Source organism: Ruegeria sp. CH6 (assembly GCF_056537005.1).
This window is the reverse complement of record NZ_JBQFQS010000011.1, coordinates 35,062-57,320: the sequence shown is the minus strand read 5'-3', so window position 1 is coordinate 57,320 and position 22,259 is coordinate 35,062. Positions and strand designations below refer to the sequence as shown.

Annotated in this window: 23 protein-coding genes; 8 read left to right on the top strand and 15 right to left on the bottom strand. The window is 55.3% G+C overall.

Annotation, left to right across the window (positions count from 1 at the left end; all coding sequences use genetic code 11):
- Positions 1-173: 173 nt before the first annotated feature.
- Together ACR0CW_RS18120 and ACR0CW_RS18115 are read right to left on the bottom strand one after the other, a co-directional pair.
- Positions 174-533: a flagellar biosynthesis protein FlgN gene (locus ACR0CW_RS18120; RefSeq protein WP_480788859.1), complete on the bottom strand. Its 360-nt coding sequence runs from the start codon at positions 531-533 to the stop codon at positions 174-176.
- Entirely contained in the window at positions 517-798 is a 282-nt protein-coding gene (locus tag ACR0CW_RS18115; RefSeq protein WP_480788858.1) for a rod-binding protein, read from the bottom strand. Before ACR0CW_RS18115 ends, ACR0CW_RS18120 begins: the two co-directional genes overlap by 17 nt.
- Before the next feature lie 111 nt (positions 799-909).
- On the opposite strand from ACR0CW_RS18115, the gene fliK reads away from it, so the two are divergent.
- The 3 genes from fliK (at position 910) to ACR0CW_RS18100 (ending at position 3,750) form a co-directional block, all read left to right on the top strand.
- Positions 910-2,154, top strand: a complete 1,245-nt coding sequence (gene fliK / locus ACR0CW_RS18110; protein ID WP_480788857.1) for a flagellar hook-length control protein FliK — start codon at positions 910-912, stop codon at positions 2,152-2,154.
- 3 nt (positions 2,155-2,157) lie between these two features.
- The gene (locus ACR0CW_RS18105; RefSeq protein WP_480788856.1) at positions 2,158-2,823 is read left to right on the top strand and encodes a FlgD immunoglobulin-like domain containing protein; all 666 of its coding nucleotides are present in this window, start codon (positions 2,158-2,160) and stop codon (positions 2,821-2,823) included.
- A gap of 66 nt (positions 2,824-2,889) precedes the next feature.
- Positions 2,890-3,750 (top strand): phosphotransferase, encoded by an 861-nt coding sequence (locus tag ACR0CW_RS18100; RefSeq protein WP_480788913.1) that lies wholly within the window; start codon positions 2,890-2,892, stop codon positions 3,748-3,750.
- Between the two features lie 11 nt (positions 3,751-3,761).
- Here the strand turns inward: ACR0CW_RS18100 and ACR0CW_RS18095 are convergent, their stop codons facing one another.
- The 5 genes from ACR0CW_RS18095 to ACR0CW_RS18075 form a co-directional block, all read right to left on the bottom strand.
- Complete coding sequence (locus tag ACR0CW_RS18095) at positions 3,762-5,063, bottom strand: NAD(P)/FAD-dependent oxidoreductase (protein ID WP_480788855.1); 1,302 nt, start codon at positions 5,061-5,063, stop codon at positions 3,762-3,764.
- Complete coding sequence (locus ACR0CW_RS18090) at positions 5,060-5,878, bottom strand: ABC transporter permease (protein WP_155145888.1); 819 nt, start codon at positions 5,876-5,878, stop codon at positions 5,060-5,062. Before ACR0CW_RS18090 ends, ACR0CW_RS18095 begins: the two co-directional genes overlap by 4 nt.
- Positions 5,875-6,765, bottom strand: coding sequence for an ABC transporter permease subunit (locus ACR0CW_RS18085; RefSeq protein WP_155145890.1), 891 nt, complete (start codon positions 6,763-6,765; stop codon positions 5,875-5,877). The genes ACR0CW_RS18090 and ACR0CW_RS18085 overlap by 4 nt, the downstream gene beginning before the upstream one ends.
- Complete coding sequence (locus ACR0CW_RS18080) at positions 6,765-7,892, bottom strand: ABC transporter ATP-binding protein (protein WP_480788854.1); 1,128 nt, start codon at positions 7,890-7,892, stop codon at positions 6,765-6,767. Before ACR0CW_RS18080 ends, ACR0CW_RS18085 begins: the two co-directional genes overlap by 1 nt.
- 72 nt (positions 7,893-7,964) lie before the next feature.
- The gene (locus ACR0CW_RS18075; protein ID WP_155145894.1) at positions 7,965-9,050 is read right to left on the bottom strand and encodes a polyamine ABC transporter substrate-binding protein; all 1,086 of its coding nucleotides are present in this window, start codon (positions 9,048-9,050) and stop codon (positions 7,965-7,967) included.
- Positions 9,051-9,227: 177 nt separating this feature from the next.
- On the opposite strand from ACR0CW_RS18075, the gene ACR0CW_RS18070 reads away from it, so the two are divergent.
- On the top strand, positions 9,228-9,875 hold the full coding sequence (locus ACR0CW_RS18070) for a GntR family transcriptional regulator (protein WP_480788853.1): 648 nt from the start codon (positions 9,228-9,230) through the stop codon (positions 9,873-9,875).
- A 76-nt stretch (positions 9,876-9,951) separates the two neighbouring features.
- On the top strand, positions 9,952-11,349 hold the full coding sequence (locus ACR0CW_RS18065) for an aspartate aminotransferase family protein (RefSeq protein WP_155145898.1): 1,398 nt from the start codon (positions 9,952-9,954) through the stop codon (positions 11,347-11,349).
- Between the two features lie 116 nt (positions 11,350-11,465).
- Here the strand turns inward: ACR0CW_RS18065 and ACR0CW_RS18060 are convergent, their stop codons facing one another.
- The 3 genes from ACR0CW_RS18060 to ACR0CW_RS18050 form a co-directional block, all read right to left on the bottom strand.
- Positions 11,466-11,882, bottom strand: coding sequence for a VOC family protein (locus tag ACR0CW_RS18060; protein WP_480788852.1), 417 nt, complete (start codon positions 11,880-11,882; stop codon positions 11,466-11,468).
- Positions 11,883-11,966: 84 nt separating this feature from the next.
- Positions 11,967-13,283 carry a lytic murein transglycosylase gene (locus ACR0CW_RS18055; protein WP_480788851.1) on the bottom strand — a complete coding sequence of 439 codons (1,317 nt, stop codon included), beginning with the start codon at positions 13,281-13,283 and terminating at the stop codon, positions 11,967-11,969.
- Positions 13,284-13,346: 63 nt separating this feature from the next.
- Positions 13,347-14,060, bottom strand: coding sequence for a helix-turn-helix transcriptional regulator (locus tag ACR0CW_RS18050; RefSeq protein WP_480788850.1), 714 nt, complete (start codon positions 14,058-14,060; stop codon positions 13,347-13,349).
- Positions 14,061-14,082: 22 nt separating this feature from the next.
- Between ACR0CW_RS18050 and ACR0CW_RS18045 the strand changes: the two genes are divergently transcribed.
- Together ACR0CW_RS18045 and ACR0CW_RS18040 are read left to right on the top strand one after the other, a co-directional pair.
- Positions 14,083-14,841: a glutathione S-transferase family protein gene (locus tag ACR0CW_RS18045; RefSeq protein WP_480788849.1), complete on the top strand. Its 759-nt coding sequence runs from the start codon at positions 14,083-14,085 to the stop codon at positions 14,839-14,841.
- The gene (locus ACR0CW_RS18040) at positions 14,838-15,224 is read left to right on the top strand and encodes a DUF1801 domain-containing protein (protein WP_170336901.1); all 387 of its coding nucleotides are present in this window, start codon (positions 14,838-14,840) and stop codon (positions 15,222-15,224) included. Before ACR0CW_RS18045 ends, ACR0CW_RS18040 begins: the two co-directional genes overlap by 4 nt.
- Here the strand turns inward: ACR0CW_RS18040 and rnr are convergent.
- Genes rnr through dapE form a run of 3 tightly spaced genes read right to left on the bottom strand, consistent with a single transcriptional unit; the run spans position 15,215 to position 19,249 of the window.
- Positions 15,215-17,473 carry a ribonuclease R gene (rnr, locus tag ACR0CW_RS18035; RefSeq protein WP_480788848.1) on the bottom strand — a complete coding sequence of 753 codons (2,259 nt, stop codon included), beginning with the start codon at positions 17,471-17,473 and terminating at the stop codon, positions 15,215-15,217. The two genes, ACR0CW_RS18040 and rnr, sit on opposite strands and share 10 nt — an antisense overlap.
- Before the next feature lie 57 nt (positions 17,474-17,530).
- Positions 17,531-18,106 carry a TIGR04282 family arsenosugar biosynthesis glycosyltransferase gene (locus ACR0CW_RS18030; RefSeq protein ID WP_480788847.1) on the bottom strand — a complete coding sequence of 192 codons (576 nt, stop codon included), beginning with the start codon at positions 18,104-18,106 and terminating at the stop codon, positions 17,531-17,533.
- A gap of 3 nt (positions 18,107-18,109) precedes the next feature.
- Positions 18,110-19,249 (bottom strand): succinyl-diaminopimelate desuccinylase, encoded by a 1,140-nt coding sequence (dapE, locus tag ACR0CW_RS18025; RefSeq protein WP_480788846.1) that lies wholly within the window; start codon positions 19,247-19,249, stop codon positions 18,110-18,112.
- Positions 19,250-19,457: 208 nt separating this feature from the next.
- On the opposite strand from dapE, the gene ACR0CW_RS18020 reads away from it, so the two are divergent.
- Complete coding sequence (locus ACR0CW_RS18020) at positions 19,458-20,516, top strand: transporter substrate-binding domain-containing protein (protein WP_480788845.1); 1,059 nt, start codon at positions 19,458-19,460, stop codon at positions 20,514-20,516.
- Here ACR0CW_RS18020 and ACR0CW_RS18015 read toward each other — a convergent pair.
- Together ACR0CW_RS18015 and ACR0CW_RS18010 are read right to left on the bottom strand one after the other, a co-directional pair.
- Positions 20,513-20,857, bottom strand: coding sequence for a hypothetical protein (locus ACR0CW_RS18015; RefSeq protein WP_170336908.1), 345 nt, complete (start codon positions 20,855-20,857; stop codon positions 20,513-20,515). The genes ACR0CW_RS18020 and ACR0CW_RS18015 overlap by 4 nt on opposite strands.
- A gap of 151 nt (positions 20,858-21,008) precedes the next feature.
- The gene (locus ACR0CW_RS18010; RefSeq protein ID WP_480788844.1) at positions 21,009-22,259 is read right to left on the bottom strand and encodes a sensor histidine kinase; all 1,251 of its coding nucleotides are present in this window, start codon (positions 22,257-22,259) and stop codon (positions 21,009-21,011) included.

Sequence of the window (22,259 nt, the reverse complement as noted above, 5' to 3'; positions counted from 1 at the left end):
CCATTTGCGCCTGCGGAAACCCGCAGGCATTTTGTCGTTCTGACCTGTGCGATGTACCATCCGGTGTTCGCGCCACCTGCTGTTTCAGGTGCGGAACCACTTTTGAGCGCGATCCACTAACGGAGTGCTAAGACCCGCTGCCCGTAAATCTTGTATTTGATTCAAACCATCGATCATGCCCGTTTTTCCAGCTTGGCATGACTGCATACGGCGAAACCGCTGCGCTGCCCGGATGCGTCATATGTGCTGAACTCTTGGCGCACCCGGCGCAGCTCTGCCATACGGGTGGCTACCGCGCGAATTCCATCCGCTGCGCTATTCAACAAAGTCTGATTCCGCTCGATCTTTTTTTGGACCCGAATCAAATCAGCACTGTTGAACACCTGCACGTCATTGAGTGCCTCGATCAGCTTTTCCTTCTCGGGAAACATATGATCTAGTCTATCCAGCTCTCCATCAACAAGAGCTGCGCGCTCAAGATCTAAAACTTCTTCAAGAGCTTTGATCAGGTCCGATTCAGGGTTTCTTTGCATCCGCTTTCTCCATCATGGCGTTGAACAGGATTTCAGAAAGACCAACCCCACCCGATCGCGCCAATTGCTGCGCCTGGTGCTGTACAAGAAACGAGGTGAACTGATCCTCACCCGCTCCTCCTCCAAAGAGCTGGCGTGATTTTCCCATCCCTGCAGACTTGAGCATCTCTGCCAGAAAGGTCGCTTCCAACTCCGTCGCCGCGGACTTTAACCTTTCCGCAACCGGTCGGACTGGCTCTGTGGGTGGGGTGTGCACGATTTCCATCATGATCTCCGAAATTTGCTTCGAACTTTCACGATCAAAGAGGAAAGCGGTTAAAATAAACGTAACCTCCTGCGGGCAAGTTTCCGGACAAACAAACGGAGCCGGAGCAAAATGCCCAACCCTCTGACATTAATGACCGCATCGGTTCAGCCGAATGCCTATCCTGATAAAAGTCAGCCGGAGCAACGTGAAACCGATGGCGGGTTGGTATTTCAGGACATCGTTGACGAGAACGCAAATCAAGACGATGTCGATGATGACGCCGCTGTCTTCTCTGAACGGGAAACTGATGGCGATATAGTCGGTGATGAAATTCGTACAGACGCCGACCCTGAGCCCGAACTTGTGGTCCACACTATAACTAGCCCTTCTACCAAAGCGGAGTCGGCAACAGAGCTGCCCGACAAGGATAGAACATCTCAGCCCGGCTTCCATGAGACTGAGATGCAGCAGTCTCGAAACCCAATTCCAGCCGAGAACATGCTGCCGGATCAGAAGTCAGCTAAACCCATCGATCCGGCCACAATCCAGACAAATCCTGAATTAGCGGTCTATTCTGTTTCAACCGCAAGACACAGCAAAGCCAGTCAGCCAATTCTGTCCCCTTCGGATCAAACACGTCTCATCACAGAGCAGGCGGTTATCACGCGAGCAGTCAGCGTGATCGACTCCAGCTCATCAATCAATGAAAACAAGATGGATCTAGTGCCGGAACACTGGAGCAAACGCGCATCTTTGAGTGATACCCCACAGCAGGCTCAAATTCGCAATTCAACTCCGCAGATGCTATCAGCTCCTGCGCATATGCAATTGCTGGCGAAAGCCAGTGAGCATCGAACTGACGAGCCCTTTGTGCTGCAAGAAGTGGGAGACATTCCTTCCTCAAAAGAAGCAGTTCAAACTCAGAATCTAAAAGACACCGGAGCAATCACGAATTCAGCACCGCCTACAGCGCGTGCCGAAATCGCGCGCGCCATCGCGGGGCAAATGGCAGCGATGGTAACGGCACGACCGGGAGCGGGCAGTATTGAAATCGCCCTAAGCCCTGAGGAACTGGGCCGTGTCTCTATTGTTCTGAACGGTCGTGAAGACGGGATGCAACTGATGATCACTGCCGAACGGCCCGAAACACTGGATCTGATGCGCAGGCATATTTCGCTGTTATCAGCTGAATTCCAAAAACTGGGATACGCTAACTTGTCATTCGATCTGGATACGCCCTCGGACGCACATCATGACAATCAGGCGGATAATTCCGAAGCAACGCCAGGTGTTGCTGAGCCTGATCGCGAAATTCAACATACAGCTACCATTCAAAAAACGATCCCGGATCGGGGTCTGGATATGAGGCTTTAGACGATGATCTCGGCAACCAATTCAGCGGCTCAGCCTGCTTCGCAGCAACAAACCACACAGCAATCGAAAAGCTCGGGCCTGACTTCAGATTTTGAGACCTTTCTGCTGATGCTGACAACGCAGGCCCGAAATCAAGACCCGCTCAAGCCCCTTGATTCTTCGGAATACGCCTCGCAGCTGGCGCAGTTTTCGATGGTTGAACAACAGGTTCAGACCAATGATATGCTCGCCACTCTTACTCAGGCTATGGGTAGCGTAAAGTTGGAAGAGTTGTCCAACTGGGTCGGCATGGATGTTCGCTCAGCTTCGGCCTTTCAATTCGACAACACCCCTGTCGAGATCTTTGCAAATCCCGAGGACACTGCTGATAAGGTCGTTCTTGTTATCAAGGATGCCGAGGGTACAGTCATTGACCGCATCACTGTATCGGCAACTGAAAATGAATTTACTTGGGCGGGCATGGATGAATCGGGGAATCCGCTGCCTGCTGGCAACTACTCGGCCTCTCTCGAAAGCTACAAAGACGGAAAGCTGCTGTCTGATAAACCTGGGTCGGTTTACAGCCGCGTGGTAGAAGCGCAGGTAAGTGAAGGCACCATCATACTAACACTAGAAGGCGGCACCGTGATTTCCGCAAGAGATGTGACCGCAGTTAGGGCAGGCGCTTGATCTGACAGGTGGGACAGGTCAAGTCTTGGCGAATTGCGATTCGCCCCAAGCCACTGGTAAAAAGCCCTGCCTGATCTTTCCTCACCTCCAACTGGTCTTATCGCGCAACTCTTTGACGAGGGGTTTGTCGCGGCCAACGCCAGTTTTGAAACGCTGTATGGAGGGCGCACCAATCGGGTATGGAAGGTTGTGGGTGGCGACGGTGACAAGGTTCTGAAGCTCTACAACTCAGAGCTACGAAACCCTCTTTTCCGGAACGATGCAGAGCTCGAGGCCCAATGTCTACACGCCTTTGATTCAACCGGTTTCGTGCCCCGCTTGCGGGCGGCCGGGGTCTTCGGACTGGATCGCTGGGTGTTTTATGATCATGCCCCCGGGACGCCATGGAACAGGCAAGCTGAAAACGTTGGGAAACTGCTCAAAAACCTGCATTCCCTTCGGGTAGATATAGATGCGCCTCAAGGGTGCAATGGTAGTGAGGACCTTGCTGATCATGGCGAGCGTATCCTGGCAGGTTGTCAGTCCAAGCGTGTTGCGCAGTTACGGCAATTGCGCCCGCGAAAACACGTAATACCTCTGACGCAAAGACAACTGATCCACGGGGATCCAGTGGCAGGGAACATCCTAGTCGCGCCGACCGGGCTCACACTGATTGACTGGCAATGCCCGGCTTTGGGTGATCCATGCGAAGATCTGGCAATGTTTCTCTCACCGGCTATGCAGCAGCTTTATCGTGGGCAGCCGCTGTCCGCGTCGGAGACTGCAGAGTTTTTAACTGGCTATGACCAGTCAGATGTTGCTGCCCGATATGAGGCCCTTCGCCCCTGGTACGCATGGCGTATGGCTGCGTACTGCCTCTGGCGCGTGGAGACCGGTGCTGTAGACTATAACGCAGGGTATGAACTGGAAATCACAGCCCTTCTATAGGCATCAGACATTCAGAGATCAGCCAATCCCATGAGTGCATAGGCCGGGGGCATCAATGCCCGGCGCCACGTTCCCAAAGGAAATCGGCCCGGTGGTTGTGATATAGGGGAAGGCAACTCAATACTGTGACCCAACGCCAAGCGGGCCAGCGCCTTGCCACAATAGGTTCCCATCGCAACCCCGTTTCCATGATATGCAAAGCCTGCGAACATTCCGGATTGTCTGGGCACCGGTCCGACATAGGGGGTTAAGCCGCTTGTCAGGCACACCATTCCTGACCACATATGTGTGGCTTCTACCTCTGCCCAGGCTGGAAACATTGTTCTGAAATCCTTGAGGGCTTTCTTGCGAATTCCAGCCTCTGCGCCGGGCGAAGACAACAAACCACCACGCATTCCGAACAGGAAACGACGATCCGGCATCAAGCGGAAATAATGGAGCAGGTTACGTGTATCATATGACATCTGATCCGATGTCCAGCCTTGCGCCTGAAGTTCCGCATCGGTTAGCGGACGCGTAACCATCGCCGTCGATTGAGTGGGCATGTAACGTCCAGCCATCCAACGCGGCAGATCTTCGCTGGAATATCCGTTGGTGCAGATAAGGACGGTACTGGCTTTGATGCGGCCACTTCGGGTCCGTAGTTCAAATCCTGATGCCGCCCGATTAATCTCGGTCACTGCGCTTTGCTGAAACAGTTGTGCGCCCTGCAACTGCGCTGCGGCAGAAATTCCAAACAGGTATTTTCGCGGGTTAAGACCAAACCCTAACGGGTTGGTGTAGCCGCCAAAGAAATTCCCCCCAAACCCCAGTTCCGGAAGATCTGCAGCTTCATGCAGCACGCCGGTTTCATCGGCATTCCGACGCAGCTTCTCCATAGCGCGTGGTGTATGCGCCAACTGCGTCTCGCCATTGGAGTGGATATCGGCGTCAACCTGATGTGTGGCCAATAGTTTCGCAACCAGAGATACGGCGTCTGTTTCGGCCTGCTCATAAGCCTCGGTTTCACCCGAACCATATCGCCTGACCATTTTGGCGTGATCGAGTTTCGATCCGCCGAGGCAGCAAAACCCCCCGTTGCGCCCGGATGCGCCCCATCCCGGCGTTTCAGCCTCAAGCACCGCAACCGAAGCGCCCGCCTCGGCGAGGTGCAACGCAGCAGAAATACCCGTAAACCCGCCACCAATAATTGCCATGTCGACACTAAGATCGCCTTCCTGAATCGGCCAATCCGGGCTGTCGATGGTTTCATCCCACCAGCAATTCGTGCGCGGACCGGGTCCGTAGGTGTAGTCTGGAAAAATCCGCCTCATTCTGCGCGCGCTGCTGCCATTTCATCCTGCCTTTGACGCATCATCGCGCGTTTGGTCACCAGCGACGCTGTGATGACGCCCACTGTGACAACAGCGATCATGATGGTGGACAAGGCATTGATTTCCGGACTGACTCCCAAACGCACCGCCGAGAAAATCTTGATCGGAAGTGTCGTGGCCGAAGGCCCGGAGGTGAAGGATGCAATCACCAGATCATCCAATGACAGGGTAAAGGCAAGCAACCAGCCCGAGATTACTGCAGGGGCAATGATGGGCAGCGTCACAAGACGGAATGCCTGAGCCGGAGAACAACCCAGATCGAGTGCGGCCTCTTCCAGCGATTGATCGAAAGTCACCAGACGTGAAGACACAACCACGGAAACGAAACACATCGAGAAGGTCGTATGCGCCAAAACAATGGTCAGGATACCCCGATCCAGCCCGATACCGATGAAGAGCAGCAACAACGACAAGCCAGTGATCACTTCGGGCATCACCAACGGTGCGTAGATCATTCCCGAAAACAGGGTTCTGCCAAAGAAACGGCCACCACGTACCAGAACATAGGCAGCTGCAGTCCCCAAAATAGTGGCGAGAGTTGAGGAGAAAACAGCGACACGCAAAGTAACCCATGCCGCATCAAGAAAGGCCTCGTTCTGGGCAAGTTCGCCATACCATTTCGTTGAAAACCCGGCCCAGACCGTCACCAGCTTGCTTTCATTGAAGCTGAAGACGATCAGGATAACCATCGGAATATAGAGGAAGGCAAACCCCAGCGTCAGGGATACTGCGTTGAACCAGCTCAGCCTGTTCATTGCTCGGCCTCCGTCTGTTTCTGCTGGTTCCGTTGGAACAGCACGATCGGAATGATCAGGATGAGCAACAGCACCACTGCCACTGCGCTGGCCACTGGCCAGTCGCGGTTCGAAAAGAATTCCTCCCACAGAACTTTGCCGATCATCAGAGTACCCGATCCGCCCAGCAAGGACGGGATCACGAACTCACCAATCACCGGAATCATGACGAGGAAACACCCAGCGATGATACCGGGGCGCGACAGCGGGATGGTCACCAGCCAAAAGGCTTGCAGGCGCGAGCATCCCAGATCCTCGGCCGCTTCGATCAAGGATCCATCCATACGCTCCAGTGCAGAATAGATGGGCAGGATCATGAAGGGCAGATAGGTGTAAACGATACCGATATAGACTGCAGTATTGGTGTTCAGAATCGTCAGAGGGGTCGAGATTATGCCTGTCCACAACAGCAGTTGGTTCAGATACCCTTCGTTGCTAAGGATACCCATCCACGCATAGACGCGGATCAGGAACGAGGTCCAGAAGGGCAGGATTACCAGCATCATCAAAGTCGGACGCCATTCTTCGGGTGCCCGGGCCATTCCATAGGCAATGGGATAGCCGACAATCAGGGTCAGAATGGTCGAGATCAGAGCGATTTTGACACTGGAAAGATAAGCCTTCCAATAGAGATCATCTTCGGTCAGCCAGACGTAGTTTTCGAAATCAAGCTGGCTGAAGAAGTCTTTCAAACCGGCCCAGCCCTCGGACAAATCCAAGGTTGGGGTGTAGGGTGGAATGGCCAGTGCTGTATCCGACAGCGAAATCTTCATGACGATAAAGAATGGCACCAGGAACAGCGCCAACAGCCATAGATAAGGAACGGCAATCAGAAAGGCGCGGCGCATCAGCTGGCCAACAGAACCGCAGCCGTGGCCGTGAACGACAGCCAGACCGGGTCTTCCCAGGTAAAGGACCGGCGCGAGATACGACGGGTATTTGCCGTTTGCGCCTTGATGATCGTGCCGTTCGGCAACTCAACGTGATAAGTCGATAGATTACCGAGATAGGCAATGTCGTGCACCTTGCCCTGTATCGCGTTGATTGCATCCGCAGGCCGTTCTGCGGAAATAGCCACCTTCTCTGGCCGGATCGCCAGATGACAGTTTTGCCCGTTCGAAAACCCGGCAGAAGAGGTCGCGGTCAGAGGTGCCTGACCTTCTGCCCAGTCGATCTGATAGGTTTCATCCCCGTTCGCGGATGCGCGACCTACGATGATATTCACGTCGCCGATGAAGTCCGCGACATAAACCGAATTTGGGTTTTCATAGATCCGATCAGGCGTTGCCACCTGCTTGAGCTGTCCCTGATCCATGACCGCAACGCGACTGGCAACGGTCATCGCCTCTTCCTGATCATGCGTCACAATCACGAAGGTGGTGCCGGTTTTCTCCTGAATATCCATAAGTTCGAACTGCGTATCCTGGCGCAGCTTTTTATCCAGGGCACCCAGAGGCTCATCCAGTAGCAACAGTTTCGGGGCCTTTGCCAATGATCGGGCAAGTGCCACACGTTGTCTTTGGCCACCTGAAATCTGATGCGGCTTGCGGCGCGCAAACTGTTCCAGTCGGGTCAGGCGCAACATCTCTTCTACCCGGTCTTCCAGATCCCGTTTTGGCATGTTGTCGCGACGCAGACCAAAGGCGATGTTTTCCCAGACGCTCAGGTGTGGAAACAGGGCGTATGACTGGAACATCATGTTCACCGCCCGCTTGTTCGGCGGGATCGGATCAATGTCCTGACCGCTTAGCAGAATGTGGCCTTCAGTCGGGGTTTCAAACCCGGCCAGCATTCGCATCATCGTGGTTTTGCCACAGCCCGATGGTCCGAGCAGAGCAAAAAATTCACGTTCGAAAATATCCAGCGACAGGTTGTCGATTGCAGTGAATGAACCAAAGCGCTTGGTAACATTCTGAAACTGGATCAAGGGTTTCGCCTGTGGGTCATCCCACGGCGCGAAGACGTCAGAGTTCAAAGCGGCCCCCGTATGTCGGTCTGGACAAATGATGTGCAAGGCGGGTCTGCCGCCTTGCACTGAGCAATCGGATCAGGTGCCCGATTTGATTTTGGTCCAAAGGCGGGTCACGACCCGCTGGGTCTTGGCCGGATAAGGAGTGGTGATATAGAGGTTCTGCATCGTAGCTTCATCCGGATAAATTGCCGGATCGCCAATCACGTCTTCTTCCAGAAACTCTTGTGAGGCTTTGTTGCCGTTGGCGTAGTACACATAGTTCGAAGCAGCTGCCATATTGTTGGCGTCCAGAATGAAATTCAGGAACTTGTGTGCGCCTTCAGGATTCGGTGCATCAATCGGAATTGCCATCTGGTCGAACCACATCAACGACCCTTCGGCAAAGGGGTAATATTCGATGTTCACACCGTTGTCGGCCTCGGCTGCGCGATCACGGGCCTGAAGGATGTCACCCGACCAACCCACCGCTACACAGATATCACCGTTGGCCAGAGCATTGATGTATTCTGAGCTGTGGAACTTCTGTACATACGGACGAACTGCGGTCAGAATTTCCTCGGTCTTTGCGATAACATCCTTGTCGTGGCTGTCCGGATCTTCACCAATGTACTGCAGCGCCATCGGGATGATTTCTGTTGGGGCATCAAGAAAATGCACGCCGCATTCGGCCAGCTTTTCCATATTCTCCGGCTTCAGGACCAGATCCATGCTGTTCAGCGCCACGTCCTCGCCCAGCGCTTCTTTGACCTTGTCAACATTTACGCCGATCCCTGTGGTTCCCCACATATAGTTGATCGAATAGGCATTATTTGGATCATAGCCTGCGGTGCGTTCCTGAATGACGTCCCAAAGATTGCCGGAGTTTGCTAGTTTCGACGTGTCGAGTTCCTGAAACGCCCCAGCCTGGATCTGGCGCTGCAGGAAAGTTCCCGAAGGAACAACAACGTCGTAACCCGATCCACCGGCTAGCATCTTGGTTTCCAGAACCTCGTTGCTGTCGAACACATCATAGATCAGCGTCAGACCGGTTTCTTCTTCGAACTTACTCAGCAGTTCTTCGTCGATGTAGTCTGACCAGTTATAGACGCGTACCTCTTCGGCGAATGCAGCCGAAGTCCCCAACGCGACGATCGCTGTCATTGTCAGCGTTTTGATTTTCATTTTCTTCTCCCTGCGTGTGTGAGGGTATTTTCCCTTTTTTTTGGATTTGATCAAGTTTTGCGTTTTCACTCGATACAGCGTATGGTTTCACGAGGCTAAGGAACATGACAAGAGAAGGTTCCTCAAAACGGTATGAACCACTTGGATTTGATCAAAAATAAGGCATCCTCGGAGCAGATGGACAACCCAAAGCAACCGGCACATGAACAAGTTTATCGCACACTGAAATCACAGATCATGTTTGGCGATTTGATACCCGGACAGCCGGTCACGATACAGGGTCTGACTGATTCTCTGGGCGTCGGCATGACCCCGGTTCGTGAAGCGATCCGCCGCCTGATCTCGGATGGAGCATTGATCTTTCAAGGCAATCGGCGCGTGAGTGTACCGCTGCTGAATGACGACGATATCGAGCAGATGATATTCGCACGAAAGTCAATAGAATCAGACCTTTCGAGAAGAGCGGCAAAGAATATGACTGTTGCCGACATAGACCAGCTCGAAAGGATTGATCAGCGTTTGGACCGCACCATCGCGGACGGGGATGTTGGTGGGTACCTGCGATTGAACCATGCTTTTCACGAAACACTCTATGCCCACGCTGACGCCCCGATTCTCAAGGATCTGGCAGAACGTTTATGGCTTCGGTTCGGTCCTTCACTGCGCGTTGTATGTGGACGATTCGGGACCCAAAGCCTGCCTGATCGCCACAAGGACATCATCGTGGCATTGCGCGATGGCGATGCCGAGAAAGCGGCAATCGCTACCGCACAAGACATCGAGCAGGGAATGGAACTTATGGCCGGCGCCCTCACGAACGCCTAGTTTTGTCTCGATTCGATTGACAGCACAAAATTTGATCATATTGTGATCCGCAACCGCTGTTGCAGGAGATTCTCCGATGTCTACCATCACAAACCACATGCCAACTGCTGAGTTGCAGGCCCTGGATGCAGCACATCACATGCATCCTTTTTCAGCCAATGGATCACTGGGCGAAGAAGGCGCACGCGTCATCACCCGAGCCAATGGTGTTTACCTGACGGACAGCGAAGGCGAGGAAATTCTGGACGCCATGGCGGGTCTGTGGTGCGTCAATATTGGTTATGGCCGCGATGAGCTGGCCGAAGTTGCAGCCCGTCAGATGCGCGAACTGCCTTATTACAACACGTTCTTCAAAACGACCCATGTTCCCGCCATCGCTCTGGCCGCGAAAATCGCGGAACTGGCGCCGGGTGATCTGAACCACGTATTTTTTGCCGCAGGCGGATCAGAGGCGAACGACACCAACATTCGTCTGGTTCGCACCTACTGGGCCGAAAAAGGCCAGCCGGACAAGAACATCATCATCAGCCGCAAAAACGCCTATCACGGTTCTTCGGTAGGCTCGGCATCGCTGGGTGGTATGGCTGGCATGCATGCTCAAGGCGGCATTCCGATCCCTAACATTCACCACATCAATCAGCCGAACTGGTGGGCGGAAGGTGGTGATACGTCGCCAGAGGAGTTTGGCCTTGCCCGCGCACGCGAGTTGGAAGAGGCGATACTCGAGCTGGGCGAAGACCGCGTTGCGGCCTTTATCGCCGAACCAGTACAGGGTGCGGGCGGTGTGATCGTTGCCCCCGATACCTATTGGCCGGAAATCCAGCGCATCTGCGACAAGTACGATATCTTGTTGATCGCGGATGAAGTGATCTGCGGCTTTGGTCGTACGGGCAACTGGTTCGGGTCCGAAACCGTTGGCATCAAACCGCATATCATGACCATCGCCAAAGGCCTCAGTTCTGGCTACGCCCCCATTGGTGGGTCAATCGTCTGCGATGAGGTTGCAGAAGTTATCGGCGGTACCGAATTCAACCACGGCTACACCTACTCGGGCCACCCGGTCGCAGCGGCGGTCGCGTTGGAAAACCTGCGCATTCTTGAAGAAGAGAAGATTGTTGAGCATGTGCGTGATGTCGCGGCCCCTTACCTGAAAGAAAAATGGGAAGCGTTGGTCGACCATCCGTTGGTCGGCGAAGCCAAGATCGTTGGCATGATGGCATCGGTTGCTTTGACTCCCGATAAGGCAAGCCGTGCAAAATTCGCGTCTGAACCCGGAACGATTGGGTACATCTGCCGTGACCGCTGCTTTGCCAACAATCTTATCATGCGCCACGTGGGCGACCGCATGATCATCTCGCCCCCGTTGATCCTGACTCCGGCGGAAATCGATGAGATGTTCGTGCGGATTCACAAATCGCTGGATGAGGCGCACGCTGAAATCATCGAAAGAGGTTTGATGAAGGCGGCTTCGTAAGAAAGCGGTTGCAAGCACGAAACAAAGATGGGGTGGCCAATTCAGGCCCACCCCTTTTTTGTACTAAATTTTGTAAGGCAGCACGACAGACAGCTTTGTCGCCCATGAAGCCTGCCTTATCCGTCACGCCCGGGTTCGTCTGGATTACTGGAGAACAGAGCGATCTTGTTGCCTTGAGGATCGCGAAGATAGCCAACATAAAAATTGGGTCCATACGAGTCACGAAAACCCGGCTGCCCCTCGTCAGAACCACCTGCAGCAAGCGCTGCAGCGTGAAGGTCGCGAACCTGCTTTTGACTACTGGCCTGAAACGCAACCATGTTGCCGTTCCCAGCTAAGGCAGGACGGCCATCATAGGGTGATTTCACGTAGAAATCCGGAGAAACGGGGGTCTGGCCCGGCTCTACCGGCAACACGTAACTCAGGTCTCCATGATACTCTTCCAGCTCGTAGCCAAGAGCTGGCAGGAACGCAGAATAGAAACGTTCCGCAAGCGTCATGTCGTCAACACCAACGGTGACGTAAGCAATCATTCTGCGTGTTCCTTTCGGCAAGTTTGCTTAATGCAAAGCAATAGCAATGCAACAGCAGCCAAGGCTATCCCAGGTGCGAACCTTTTATCGCAACCCTTCCAAAAGTTTCAGCGTCGGATACCCGTCCGGTACAAACCCTCGTGCCAATTGATATGCCCGCACTGCTTCGATCGTATTCGGCCCGGTACGTCCATCAATCCCTTGTGTGTCAAACCCGGCCTGCGTCAGACGTTGCTGCAACTCTTTGCGTTCGGTGAAGCTCAGCACTCTGTCGCTACGCGGCCAACCCGCCTGAAATGAGGGTTTTCCAATCAACCTGTCGGACAAATGACCGATACCGATCACATAAGCATCCGCGCCGTTGTAACGCTCGATCACCTTGAAATTGTCGAAAATCATCAGCGCCACACCTTTCCCACCTGCAGGTAACAGGATCGCGGCCTTACCATGATCGGGGACTGCTCTGCCATCTATGGACCGAACTCCACGCGCGCGCCATTCTGATGGCATCAGGGTGTGATCCCGCCGGGCCGTTGCATAATCGAAATCCTCCGGCAGGCGGACCTCAACTCCCCAAGGCTGACCCTTGGTCCAGCCGTGACGCGCCAGATAGGCTGCAGCAGACGCCAACGCATCCGTTGGATCATCGGACCAGATATCGCGTCGTCCATCCCCATCGAAATCCACCGCATGTTCCAGATACGAGGTTGGCATGAATTGGGTATGACCCATCGCGCCAGCCCAACTGCCGATCATGTTGCCGGTACTGACATCGCCCGCCTGTATGATCTGCAACGCTGCCACCAGCTGCGTTTCAAAGAACTGGGCACGACGTGCATCGAACGCCAAAGTCGCGAGTGAGCGGATGGTCTGATTGCCACCTCGATATGTCCCGAAAGAAGTTTCCAACCCCCAGATCGCCGTAACAACCTCTTTCTCTACCCCATATTCGGTTTCGATCCGCCCCAGCGTCTGTCGGTTCCGCTCCAGCGCCGCGCGACCATTGGAAATCCGCGTATCAGACACTGCTGAATCGAGATATTCCCAGATCGGTTTTGAAAACTCAGCCTGGTTGCGGTCTCTCTTTATGATGTCTTTATCATAACTTATTCCCGTCAACGCCCGATCCAGCGTTGTATGAGACAAACCCTGTTCTGCCGCGCGTTCCCGAAACGCGCCCAGCCAGGCCTGAAATCTGGCATTTCCACCTGCTGACACGCGATGAACCTCAGCCGAAGGTCTTGGCATCGGACGAACCGATACGGTTACGTCTGCCGATGCCAGTTGGATGTTGTCCAACATTGGCCTGACCTGCGGCCGAAGTGAATTGTTTGTTGTGTCCGCCTGCACGATGGATGCCCACAATGCGGCGGTCATGACGCCACCTACGCATATACGCATTCCGATTTTTCCTGATTACTGCTCAACCTCAGGATAGCGCAAAAACGAAAATTCACAAAGCACTCAGGTTTGCGAGTCACGTTGTTTTGCTGTGTGTTCAGCCCGAATGCGAGCCAGCGCCTCACGCAGCAATGGCACGCGATTGGGCCTAAAGCTTTCATCGGTCACGGACATTTCCTGCATCCTGTCCAATCGAAACACGCGGAAATCCTGCCTTAAATGGCACCAACTGAGCAGCACGCTGGACCGGTCCATGTAGACGATGCTCAGCGGATTGACCTTTCGGCGTGTGTTGTCACCCTTTGCATCTGTGTAGGCAAATTCGATCGAACGCTCATCCCAGGCGGCCTGACGCAACTCGGCCACTTCGATCGTTGGCACAGCAGGCCGGTCAAAGCGAGTTGCAGCCAGGACCGCATGGCTCAGGCGATGCGACTGACGCTGCGGTAACCGCCCCTGCAGCTTTCGCAGTGCTTCAGCGGCGGCCTCGGATAGCGCGGGATCGCCGATGACCTGCACCTCCCGCAACCCCAGAACAAGTGCCTCCAACTCATCATCGGTAAACCCCAGCGGCGGCAGCGTAGCATCTTCGATCAGAGTGAATCCGAAACCAGCTTCTCCGTCGATGACAGCTCCCAGCGCACGCAGGGCGTCGATATCGCGATGCACAGTACGCGCCGAAACACCCAGATCCTGCGCCAACTGGACCGAGGTCTTTGGCGACGGACCAGAACGCAAAGCTTGCATCAGTTGAAACAGACGGGCGGTACGAGACATGACAAACCCTAGCTTAAACCTAATGACACTTTCTGTCATCAGAGACGGGTATCCATCTGGCATCCCCACCATGGAGCCGATGATGCTGACCCTTCTGACCTACCCCTCTGCCTTTGGCCTGTTCAGTGCCAGTCCGTTCTGCGTGAAAACCGCCTATATGCTGCAGCAATCCGGTCATCGATGGCAAAGGTCCGACATGCTTGACCCGCGCAAGATGCCCCACAGCAAACTGCCCGTGCTACGCACGCCCGAGCGGCTTGTCCCTGACAGCGATCTGATCCGGGACTGGCTAGAGGCGCAGGGTGCAAATTTTGATACCGGCCTCAGCGACATTCAAAGGGCGCAATCACGTACCCTAATCAGAATGGCTGAAGAGCATCTGTATTTTCAGATCGTGCAGGATCGCTGGGCCAATGACGAGGTCTGGCCAATTCTGCAAAAGACGTTCTTTATCGAAATACCCGCGTTAATCCGAAAGCCTGTCTCAAACTCAATCCGAAAATCGGTTCTAAAAGGCCTTGTTGCACAAGGTGTTGCCCGTTTCTCGCCAGCCGAACGCCTGGACCGGGTCGAACGGGATCTCGAAGCAATCTCTGCCTATCTCTGGCAATCGCCATTTCTGCTGGGGGATCGCCCAACCTCGGCGGATATGAGCGTCGGGCCCATGCTGGCCGCGATGCGCGCAACGCCGGCAGATACACCGCTGACCCGGCGCATCAAAGAGGATAGTCTGATCAACAGCTATGTAGACAGAATGGAAAAAGCGATCCCACTGGCATGAGACCTTTTGAAGACCCCGCCATTTCTGCAGCTTTTGATGCCCTGCCTCAGGACACCCGTACCGGTGTCCTGAAGCTGCGAGAGCTGATCTTTGAAACGGCGCAGGAATTGCCCAAAGCACTACCGTTGCAAGAGGCGCTGCGCTGGGGTCAGCCAGCCTATCTGGCACCCAAAGGGTCTACTATCCGTCTGGGCGGTCACAAATCTGCGCGGTTCGCACTCTTTGTCCATTGCCAAAGCAGGTTGATGGGCGAATTCACATCGGCCTTTCCGGGCGAAGACCGGATCGACGGGAACCGGGCGATCCTGTTCGACAGCCCGGATCAGATAGATGAAACCCGCCATGGCTGGCTGATCGCCCGGGCGTTGACCTATCACCTCTGACGGCGTTTGCGCTCGACCTTGCGTTTGATCTTGTCTTTCTTCCGCTTGGTACTGACGGCCTTGCGTCTTGCCGGCCGTCCTTTTGACCCGCGCCCGCGCGGTAGGGCCTGATCGTCAATCGACAGCAATTCCAACTCCAGCCCGCCAGTAACCGGCGTTGCCTCGGTCAGGCGCACTGTCACGCGTTGACCAATTGCGATAATCAACCCCGTGTCGGACCCCATCAGCGTTCCCGCCTCACGGTCGAAATGAAAGAATTCGCGTCCAAGGGAACGGACGGGCACCAGACCGTCCGCGCCGGTCTCGTCCATCTTCACAAAAGCCCCGAACCGGGCGATCCCGCTGATACGCCCGGAGAATTCGTTTCCGACACGTTCGCTAAGATAGGCCGCCAGATACCGATCCGTGGTATCCCGCTCGGCCATCATCGAGCGGCGCTCGGTGTCCGAGATATGGGTGGCCGTTTCCTCCAGCCTGCCGATCTCTTCCTCGGTCAGACCGTCTTTGCCCCAGCCATGCGCGGTGATCAGTGCACGGTGCACGATCAGGTCTGCATATCGGCGGATGGGTGAGGTGAAATGCGCATAATTCCGCAGCGCTAGGCCAAAATGACCAAAGTTCTCCGGGTTATAGTAGGCCTGCGCCATGGACCTGAGCGTACTGAGATTGATCAGCTCAGCATCCTCAGTCCCTGCTGCCGCGTTCAGCAGGGCATTCAGATGGCGGGTTTGCATCACCTGACCTTTGGCAAGGTTCAAACCGGCGGCTTGTGCAGTCTCCCTCAGGCTCTCCAGCTTTTCGGGTGCTGGTTCCTCGTGCACCCTGAAAAGCAATGGCCGTCGTTTGGCGATCAGGGTCTCGGCAGCGGCAACATTGGCGAGGATCATGAACTCCTCGATCAGACGGTGCGTGTCGAGACGATCGCGAAACGCAACACTTTCGACCTCCCCAGCATCGCTGAGTACAATTTTACGCTCAGGCAGGTCCAGATCCAGCGGCTGGCGCTCGGCCCGCGCCTTTTTCAGCGCTTCATAGGCGGCATAAAGCGGTTTCAGAACGGGTTCCAGCAATGGCCCCGTCCGATCATTCGGTTTGCCGTCAATGGCCTCTTGCACTTCTGCGTAGTGCAAAGAAGCAGCGGATCGCATCAACCCCCTGACGAACCGATGACCGATCTTGTGACCGTCTGCATCGATTTGCATCCGTACGGCGATACAAGCGCGCGGGACACCTTCGTGCAGCGAACACAAATCGCCTGACAGACGATCCGGTAGCATCGGCACCACACGGTCAGGAAAATAGCTGGAGTTGCCACGCTTGCGCGCTTCGCGATCCAATGCCGTGCCGGGTTGAACGTAAGCGGCGACATCAGCGATGGCGACCCAGATTACATGACCGCCCGGGTTCTTTGGATCATCATCAGCATGGGCATAACAGGCATCGTCATGATCGCGCGCATCTGATGGATCAATGGTCAGCAAGGGCATCTCGCGCAAATCTTCGCGACCTTTCAGACCGGCAGGTTTGGCCTTGTCAGCCTCGTCGATCACCTTGTCAGGGAAGTCATCCGGAATGCCGTGCTGGTGAATCGCGATCAACGAAACGGCCTTCGGAGCTGACGGATCCCCCAGCCGTTCCACGATGCGCGCGCGGGGCAAGCCCATGCGGTTCTTTGGACCGGCCTGCTCGGCCTCCACCAACTCACCATCTTTGGCGCCGTGAACTGCTCCTTCGTGAACCAGCCAGTCGGTCTGACCATTCTTGTCGATGGGCACGATCCGCCCGCCTTCGGCGCCCTTGCGAAAAATACCCACAATGCGGCGCGGGTTCGAGCCAATGCGCCGGATCAAGCGGGCTTCGTAATTGTGGTCCTCCTCATGCACCACTGTCAGGCGAGCCAGAATGCGGTCGCCCTCGCCCAACGCCGGATCACTGGCGCGCGCAACGATCAAAACGATGGGCTCCACCCCTTCGCCGTGCCATTCCAGCGGGCGCGCAAACAGATCGCCATCCGAATTGGGTGCCTTGACCTGCAGCACGCTTACCGGCGGCAAGCGGTCAGGGTCGCGATAGCTGCGCTTGCGTTTTTCCAGATGCCCCTCGGCCTCAAGCTCTTTCAACATGCGCTTTAGATCGATCCGGTCCGCGCCCTTGATGCCAAACGCCTTGGCGATATCGCGTTTCGAAGTGAGGGTGGGGTTCGCCGAGATCCAGTCAAGGACCTCCTGCTTGGTTGGAATGCGTGTCATGTCTCCGCCCTAGCACGGGGATGCGACTGCGTCATGACCAAAAAACGGCGCTTTGGGTCAGGTACGCAAATCAGCGACAGTATCCACGTCGCGCAACGGGTCCAGCATCGCGACCCGAAGATCCGGTACCGAGGCAAGCGTGTCGGCCAAAGCGTGTTCCGTCGACCAGCGCACATCACGAAACAGACCTTCTGGCAACGCACCGTATCGCTGCGCACCGACCAGCCAATAACCGCCGTCGGGTGCTGGTCCAAACACCATCTGAGCCTTCCCCAACTCATGAAAGGCGCGTGCAATATTTCGACGCGTGATGCCGGGGATGTCAGCACCGATCAGGCAAACCGGTCCTTTCGGCACTGCCCGCAACATCCGCCCCATCCGATGCCCCAGATCACCCCGCCCCTGTGCAGCACGGGTGAGATCGGCAGGCCAGACCCGGCTGTTCAGCCCCTCGCGATCGGGGGATACAGCCAACACAATCTGCCAGCGCGGATCACGCAGGCGCCGGATCAATGAACGTGTCTGATGCCGGAACCACCAAGCCGCGCCAACCATGCCAATATCGCGCCCAAGACGCGTCTTGACCCGCCCCGGCCGGGGTTCTTTGACCATGATGACCAAGGAACGCTGCATGGATCAGGAAAAATAGTCGGTCAGTATTCGCGAATAGATCGCCTTGAGCTGGTCAATTTGCGCAACTTCAACACACTCATCAACCTGATGCATGGTGCGACCTACCAGACCAAACTCCACCACCGGGCAATGGTTCTTGACGAAACGAGCATCCGAGGTCCCCCCTGTGGTCGACAGCTCTGGCTGAATACCAGTTTCGGCTTTGACTGCGTTCGCCACCAGATCCGACAGCGACCCCGGGAGTGTCAGAAAACTTTCACCTGAGATTTTGATTTTTGTCTCGATCGCCACATCAAAAGCCTTGGCAACGGCATCGGCTTCGGTCTGCAGCCATTCGCTGAGGCTGGCACCAGAATGAAGATCATTGAACCGGATGTTTACCGCTCCTGTACACTGCGCCGGGATGACATTTGTCGCTGAATTACCCGTATCAATGTTCACAACCGCAAGCGTCGAGGCATCAAAATGATCGCTGCCTTGATCCAGCTCGTGACTGGCCAACCGGTCCATCAGGCGCGCCATGGCCGGCAGCGGGTTCTTTGCACGATGCGGATAGGCCGAATGCCCTTGCACACCCGTCACGGTAAACCACGCCGTCATCGAACCACGCCGCCCGATCTTGATCATCTCACCCATCTGGTTGGGGCAAGTTGGCTCTCCGACCAAACAGACCGACATACGTTCGTCAGCCTGGTCCATATAGTCCAGCAAAGCGGTCGTCCCATCCACCGCATCCCCTTCTTCATCACCCGTGATTGCCAGAATGATCGCCCCGTCCGGAGGCGTTTCACGCACAAAATCAATCGCAGCGGCGGCAAATGCTGCAACACCCGACTTCATGTCGGTCGTGCCACGCCCATACATCACTCCATCATGAACCTCGGCGCCAAAAGGCGGCTTCGTCCATGCGGCTTCATCCCCCACTGGAACAACGTCGGTGTGGCCATTAAAACCGAAACTGCGAGCATGCCCTTTTTTGCCCCAGCGCGCGTACAGATTACTGACATCGCCACGGTCTGCCCGAGCGCATTCGAACCCGGCGTCCGACAGGACACGCTCCAAAAGAACAAGTGCACCACCTTCCTCGGGTGTGACCGATGGGCAACGGATCAGATCCGCTGTCAACTGAACTGGATCGGTCATGGGATACCTCTCAATCTCATTTGCGCCGGGGTTCGCGCACAGATTCAACGAATTGGAAGGATTGCCAACCCCAACCGGTCAAATTCTTCGTGTGATCTGTGCCTTGCCCTGAAACAACACCGCAAGAAATCATCAACCTTTACCCTGCGACTGTCTTGCCGCGCCTTCCTCATTTGCGTTAGAGGGCCGCGAAACAGGTAAATTGACAATGATGCGCGTAGTTTTCGCCCTGCTCTGCCTGACTTTCGCAGTACTTGCACAGCAAAGCCAGGCCCAGACCCTTACGGTCACGACTGTGACCCGTCCCCCGTTCTCGTACGTCGAGGACGAGGTGCAAACCGGATTCTCGATGGATTTGCTTCAGGCACTGTCTGAGTCGCTGGGCTGGGATTACACCATCAATCGCGTAGACGCCTTCGCCGATATGCTGGACGCCGTGCAGAACGGAACAGCAGATCTTGCCATCGCGAATATCTCGATTACCGCCTCTCGCGAGGCTCGCATGGATTTCAGCCAGCCCATATTCGAGGCTGGACTGCAGATCATGGTCCCCTCAGATGCGGCGCGCAGACCATCGTTGCTGCAGGCGCTATTGTCAGCCGAATTGTTCATCGCGATCGGTCTGGCCTTTGCCATCCTTCTGGGCGGTGGCATGTTGATGTGGAGTTTTGAGCGGCGCGCGCAACCCTATTTTGACCGCAAGCTGAACGAAGCGTGGTTCCCGTCGTTTTGGTGGGCACTGAACCTGGTCGTGAATGGCGGATTTGAAGAACGTATGCCCCGCACACCGTTTGGACGGTTTTTGGGTGTTGTACTTGTTGTGTCTTCGCTTTTCATTGTTTCAGTATTCACCGCCCGTATCACATCGGTCATGACCGTCGAGGCGATTGCTGGCAACGTGAATTCGGTCAACGACCTGTACGGCAAGCAGGTGGGCACAATATCCGGTTCGACTGCCGCCAGTTTCCTTGAAAGGCGCGAGGTACAATACAGCGGTTATGCCGGACTGGAACAAATGCTGACGGCATTCAGGAACGAAGAACTCGACGCCGTAGTGTTCGACGCACCTATCCTGTCCTACTTTGCCTCACACGAAGGGCGCAAAATTGCGACCATGACCGGTGGTGTATTCCTGCGTGAGAATTACGGGATCGCCTTCCCAACCGGGTCCCCACTGGTCGAAGATGTCAATCAGGCGCTGCTGTTCCTGCGAGAAGACGGTACCTATGACGAAATCTACCGCAAGTGGTTTGGGGTACGAAACTAAGCTGTTTCCTGATCCCCGAAAAACGGTGTCATTTGCGCTACGATAACCGCATTTTCATCAAGCGCGCGCTGCATCAGAGCCCGTTCATCAGGTTCGATGTCATGTCCCTGTGCCTCGCGTTCGGCCAAAGTGCCATAACCTGTCACATCCAGTGGAGCTGTGTCGGCTTGCTTTAGGATGGCAACGGTCTCACGCACGGCTTCTGCCTCGTCCACGCCACTGGCGTAGCACATCAGCGCCGCCCCGGTCGCGCCTTCGGGCAGACCGTCGCCGTCTTTGCGACCAATCTGAACCAAAAGAGTATAGACTTGCTGGCGTGAGGGTTTCTTTTGCTTTTCCATAGAGGCGGCCTTAGCGACATGCCCGAATGTGGTCAAGTTCAACCAAGTCAACCTTGGTAATGACTGATTGGAACCGTCAGGAGCGCGCGTAGCAATCTAATCCAATGTTGAATGTGGAATTCTTGACTGTGCGAGACGTTGCTTGCGTTCGTCAAGAACGAGGGAAAACAACTGAAACCGCAGACTTAGGCGCATTTTCGATCAATACGTGCGCCCCGTGCACCTGCGCAATCCGCGCCACTAGGGACAAACCTAATCCAGAACCCTGTATGTTCTGTTGTCCTACGCCCCGATAAAATGGTTCCAAGACCTGCTGCTGCTCATTCCGGGGGATGCCTGGACCTTGGTCAGAAACTTTGAGCTGCACCTCATTTTCGTTGGTACGGACGGATACTTCTATCGGCGGAGCACCGTACTTTTGTGCATTCTCCAGCAGGTTTCGAATCAAATGGCGCAGCATCCTGCGGTCTCCTGACACTTCTACGTGGTTTCCAGTAACTGTACCTCCCTCCACGCGACTGACCTCTTCGGAGACAAGCGTCAGTAGATCCAGAGGCTCAAAACAGATCTCCGCTGCCCCAGCGTCAAAACGGGCCATGGCTATCAGGTCGTCGATCAAGGCATTCAACTCGCCAATGTCCTGCCGAAGGCCAGCGCGCCTTTTCGGCGTGTCTTTTGTGTCTAACAGTTCAAGCCCTATCCGAATACGCGCAAGCGGCGTGCGCAACTCGTGAGAGGCGTTGGCAAGCAGCATGCGCTGGCGGTTCAGCAGATCTTCGATGGTCTCCGTCGAGGCGTTAAAACTGGCCGCCAGTTTGGCGATTTCGTCATTTCCCTCCACCGTGACGCGCCTGGACAGATCACCGGTGCCGATCGCTTCGACCTCATTCTGGAGGCGTTCCAGACGGCGAGTAATGCGCCGAACCAGCGGATACATAAGCGAAAATACAAGCAAGACCAGAAGTCCAAAAACCAAAGTGACCGCCAAGCTGTCACCGGCAAATCCAAGAAGGCTAAGATCCGCAATGACAATACGCCCGTCCGCCAGGCGGCTGATCCAATGGGTGCCGTCGATCAACTCCTCCCATTGACCTTCCGTGACTGGTTGTAGCGAAAGCGGAACGGGTGGCCCGCTGGAGCCAATCAAATGGCCGTCTGGTCCGTAGACTGTCAGGTTAACAGAAAGACCTTCGGCAATTCGCTGGATCGCTGCCTGCTGCGTAGCGTCTGGCACCCCAGCCGCGGGCAACAGCAGCACGGATACATCAGAAGTCAGCTTGTCCACTGCCGCGTTGAAACGCGCGTCGAACACACGACTCCAAAAAACTGAGACCAACACAGCAAAAAGGACCAGCCCGGTGATCATCACCAGCGCCACCTGTATGAAAAGACAGTTTTTCAT

Coding starts and splice junctions, on each gene's coding strand:
- ACR0CW_RS18050 (WP_480788850.1), bottom strand. CDS start 14,060: ATGTCTCGTACCGCCCGTCTGTTTCAACTGATGCAAGCTTTGCGTTCT.
- rnr (WP_480788848.1), bottom strand. CDS start 17,473: ATGACACGCATTCCAACCAAGCAGGAGGTCCTTGACTGGATCTCGGCG.
- fliK (WP_480788857.1), top strand. CDS start 910: ATGCCCAACCCTCTGACATTAATGACCGCATCGGTTCAGCCGAATGCC.
- ACR0CW_RS18045 (WP_480788849.1), top strand. CDS start 14,083: ATGACACTTTCTGTCATCAGAGACGGGTATCCATCTGGCATCCCCACC.
- ACR0CW_RS18070 (WP_480788853.1), top strand. CDS start 9,228: ATGGACAACCCAAAGCAACCGGCACATGAACAAGTTTATCGCACACTG.
- ACR0CW_RS18020 (WP_480788845.1), top strand. CDS start 19,458: ATGATGCGCGTAGTTTTCGCCCTGCTCTGCCTGACTTTCGCAGTACTT.
- dapE (WP_480788846.1), bottom strand. CDS start 19,249: ATGACCGATCCAGTTCAGTTGACAGCGGATCTGATCCGTTGCCCATCG.
- ACR0CW_RS18030 (WP_480788847.1), bottom strand. CDS start 18,106: ATGCAGCGTTCCTTGGTCATCATGGTCAAAGAACCCCGGCCGGGGCGG.
- ACR0CW_RS18040 (WP_170336901.1), top strand. CDS start 14,838: ATGAGACCTTTTGAAGACCCCGCCATTTCTGCAGCTTTTGATGCCCTG.
- ACR0CW_RS18115 (WP_480788858.1), bottom strand. CDS start 798: ATGGAAATCGTGCACACCCCACCCACAGAGCCAGTCCGACCGGTTGCG.
- ACR0CW_RS18095 (WP_480788855.1), bottom strand. CDS start 5,063: ATGAGGCGGATTTTTCCAGACTACACCTACGGACCCGGTCCGCGCACG.
- ACR0CW_RS18065 (WP_155145898.1), top strand. CDS start 9,952: ATGTCTACCATCACAAACCACATGCCAACTGCTGAGTTGCAGGCCCTG.
- ACR0CW_RS18085 (WP_155145890.1), bottom strand. CDS start 6,765: ATGCGCCGCGCCTTTCTGATTGCCGTTCCTTATCTATGGCTGTTGGCG.
- ACR0CW_RS18090 (WP_155145888.1), bottom strand. CDS start 5,878: ATGAACAGGCTGAGCTGGTTCAACGCAGTATCCCTGACGCTGGGGTTT.
- ACR0CW_RS18060 (WP_480788852.1), bottom strand. CDS start 11,882: ATGATTGCTTACGTCACCGTTGGTGTTGACGACATGACGCTTGCGGAA.
- ACR0CW_RS18015 (WP_170336908.1), bottom strand. CDS start 20,857: ATGGAAAAGCAAAAGAAACCCTCACGCCAGCAAGTCTATACTCTTTTG.
- ACR0CW_RS18075 (WP_155145894.1), bottom strand. CDS start 9,050: ATGAAAATCAAAACGCTGACAATGACAGCGATCGTCGCGTTGGGGACT.
- ACR0CW_RS18120 (WP_480788859.1), bottom strand. CDS start 533: ATGCAAAGAAACCCTGAATCGGACCTGATCAAAGCTCTTGAAGAAGTT.
- ACR0CW_RS18010 (WP_480788844.1), bottom strand. CDS start 22,259: ATGAAAAACTGTCTTTTCATACAGGTGGCGCTGGTGATGATCACCGGG.
- ACR0CW_RS18105 (WP_480788856.1), top strand. CDS start 2,158: ATGATCTCGGCAACCAATTCAGCGGCTCAGCCTGCTTCGCAGCAACAA.
- ACR0CW_RS18055 (WP_480788851.1), bottom strand. CDS start 13,283: ATGCGTATATGCGTAGGTGGCGTCATGACCGCCGCATTGTGGGCATCC.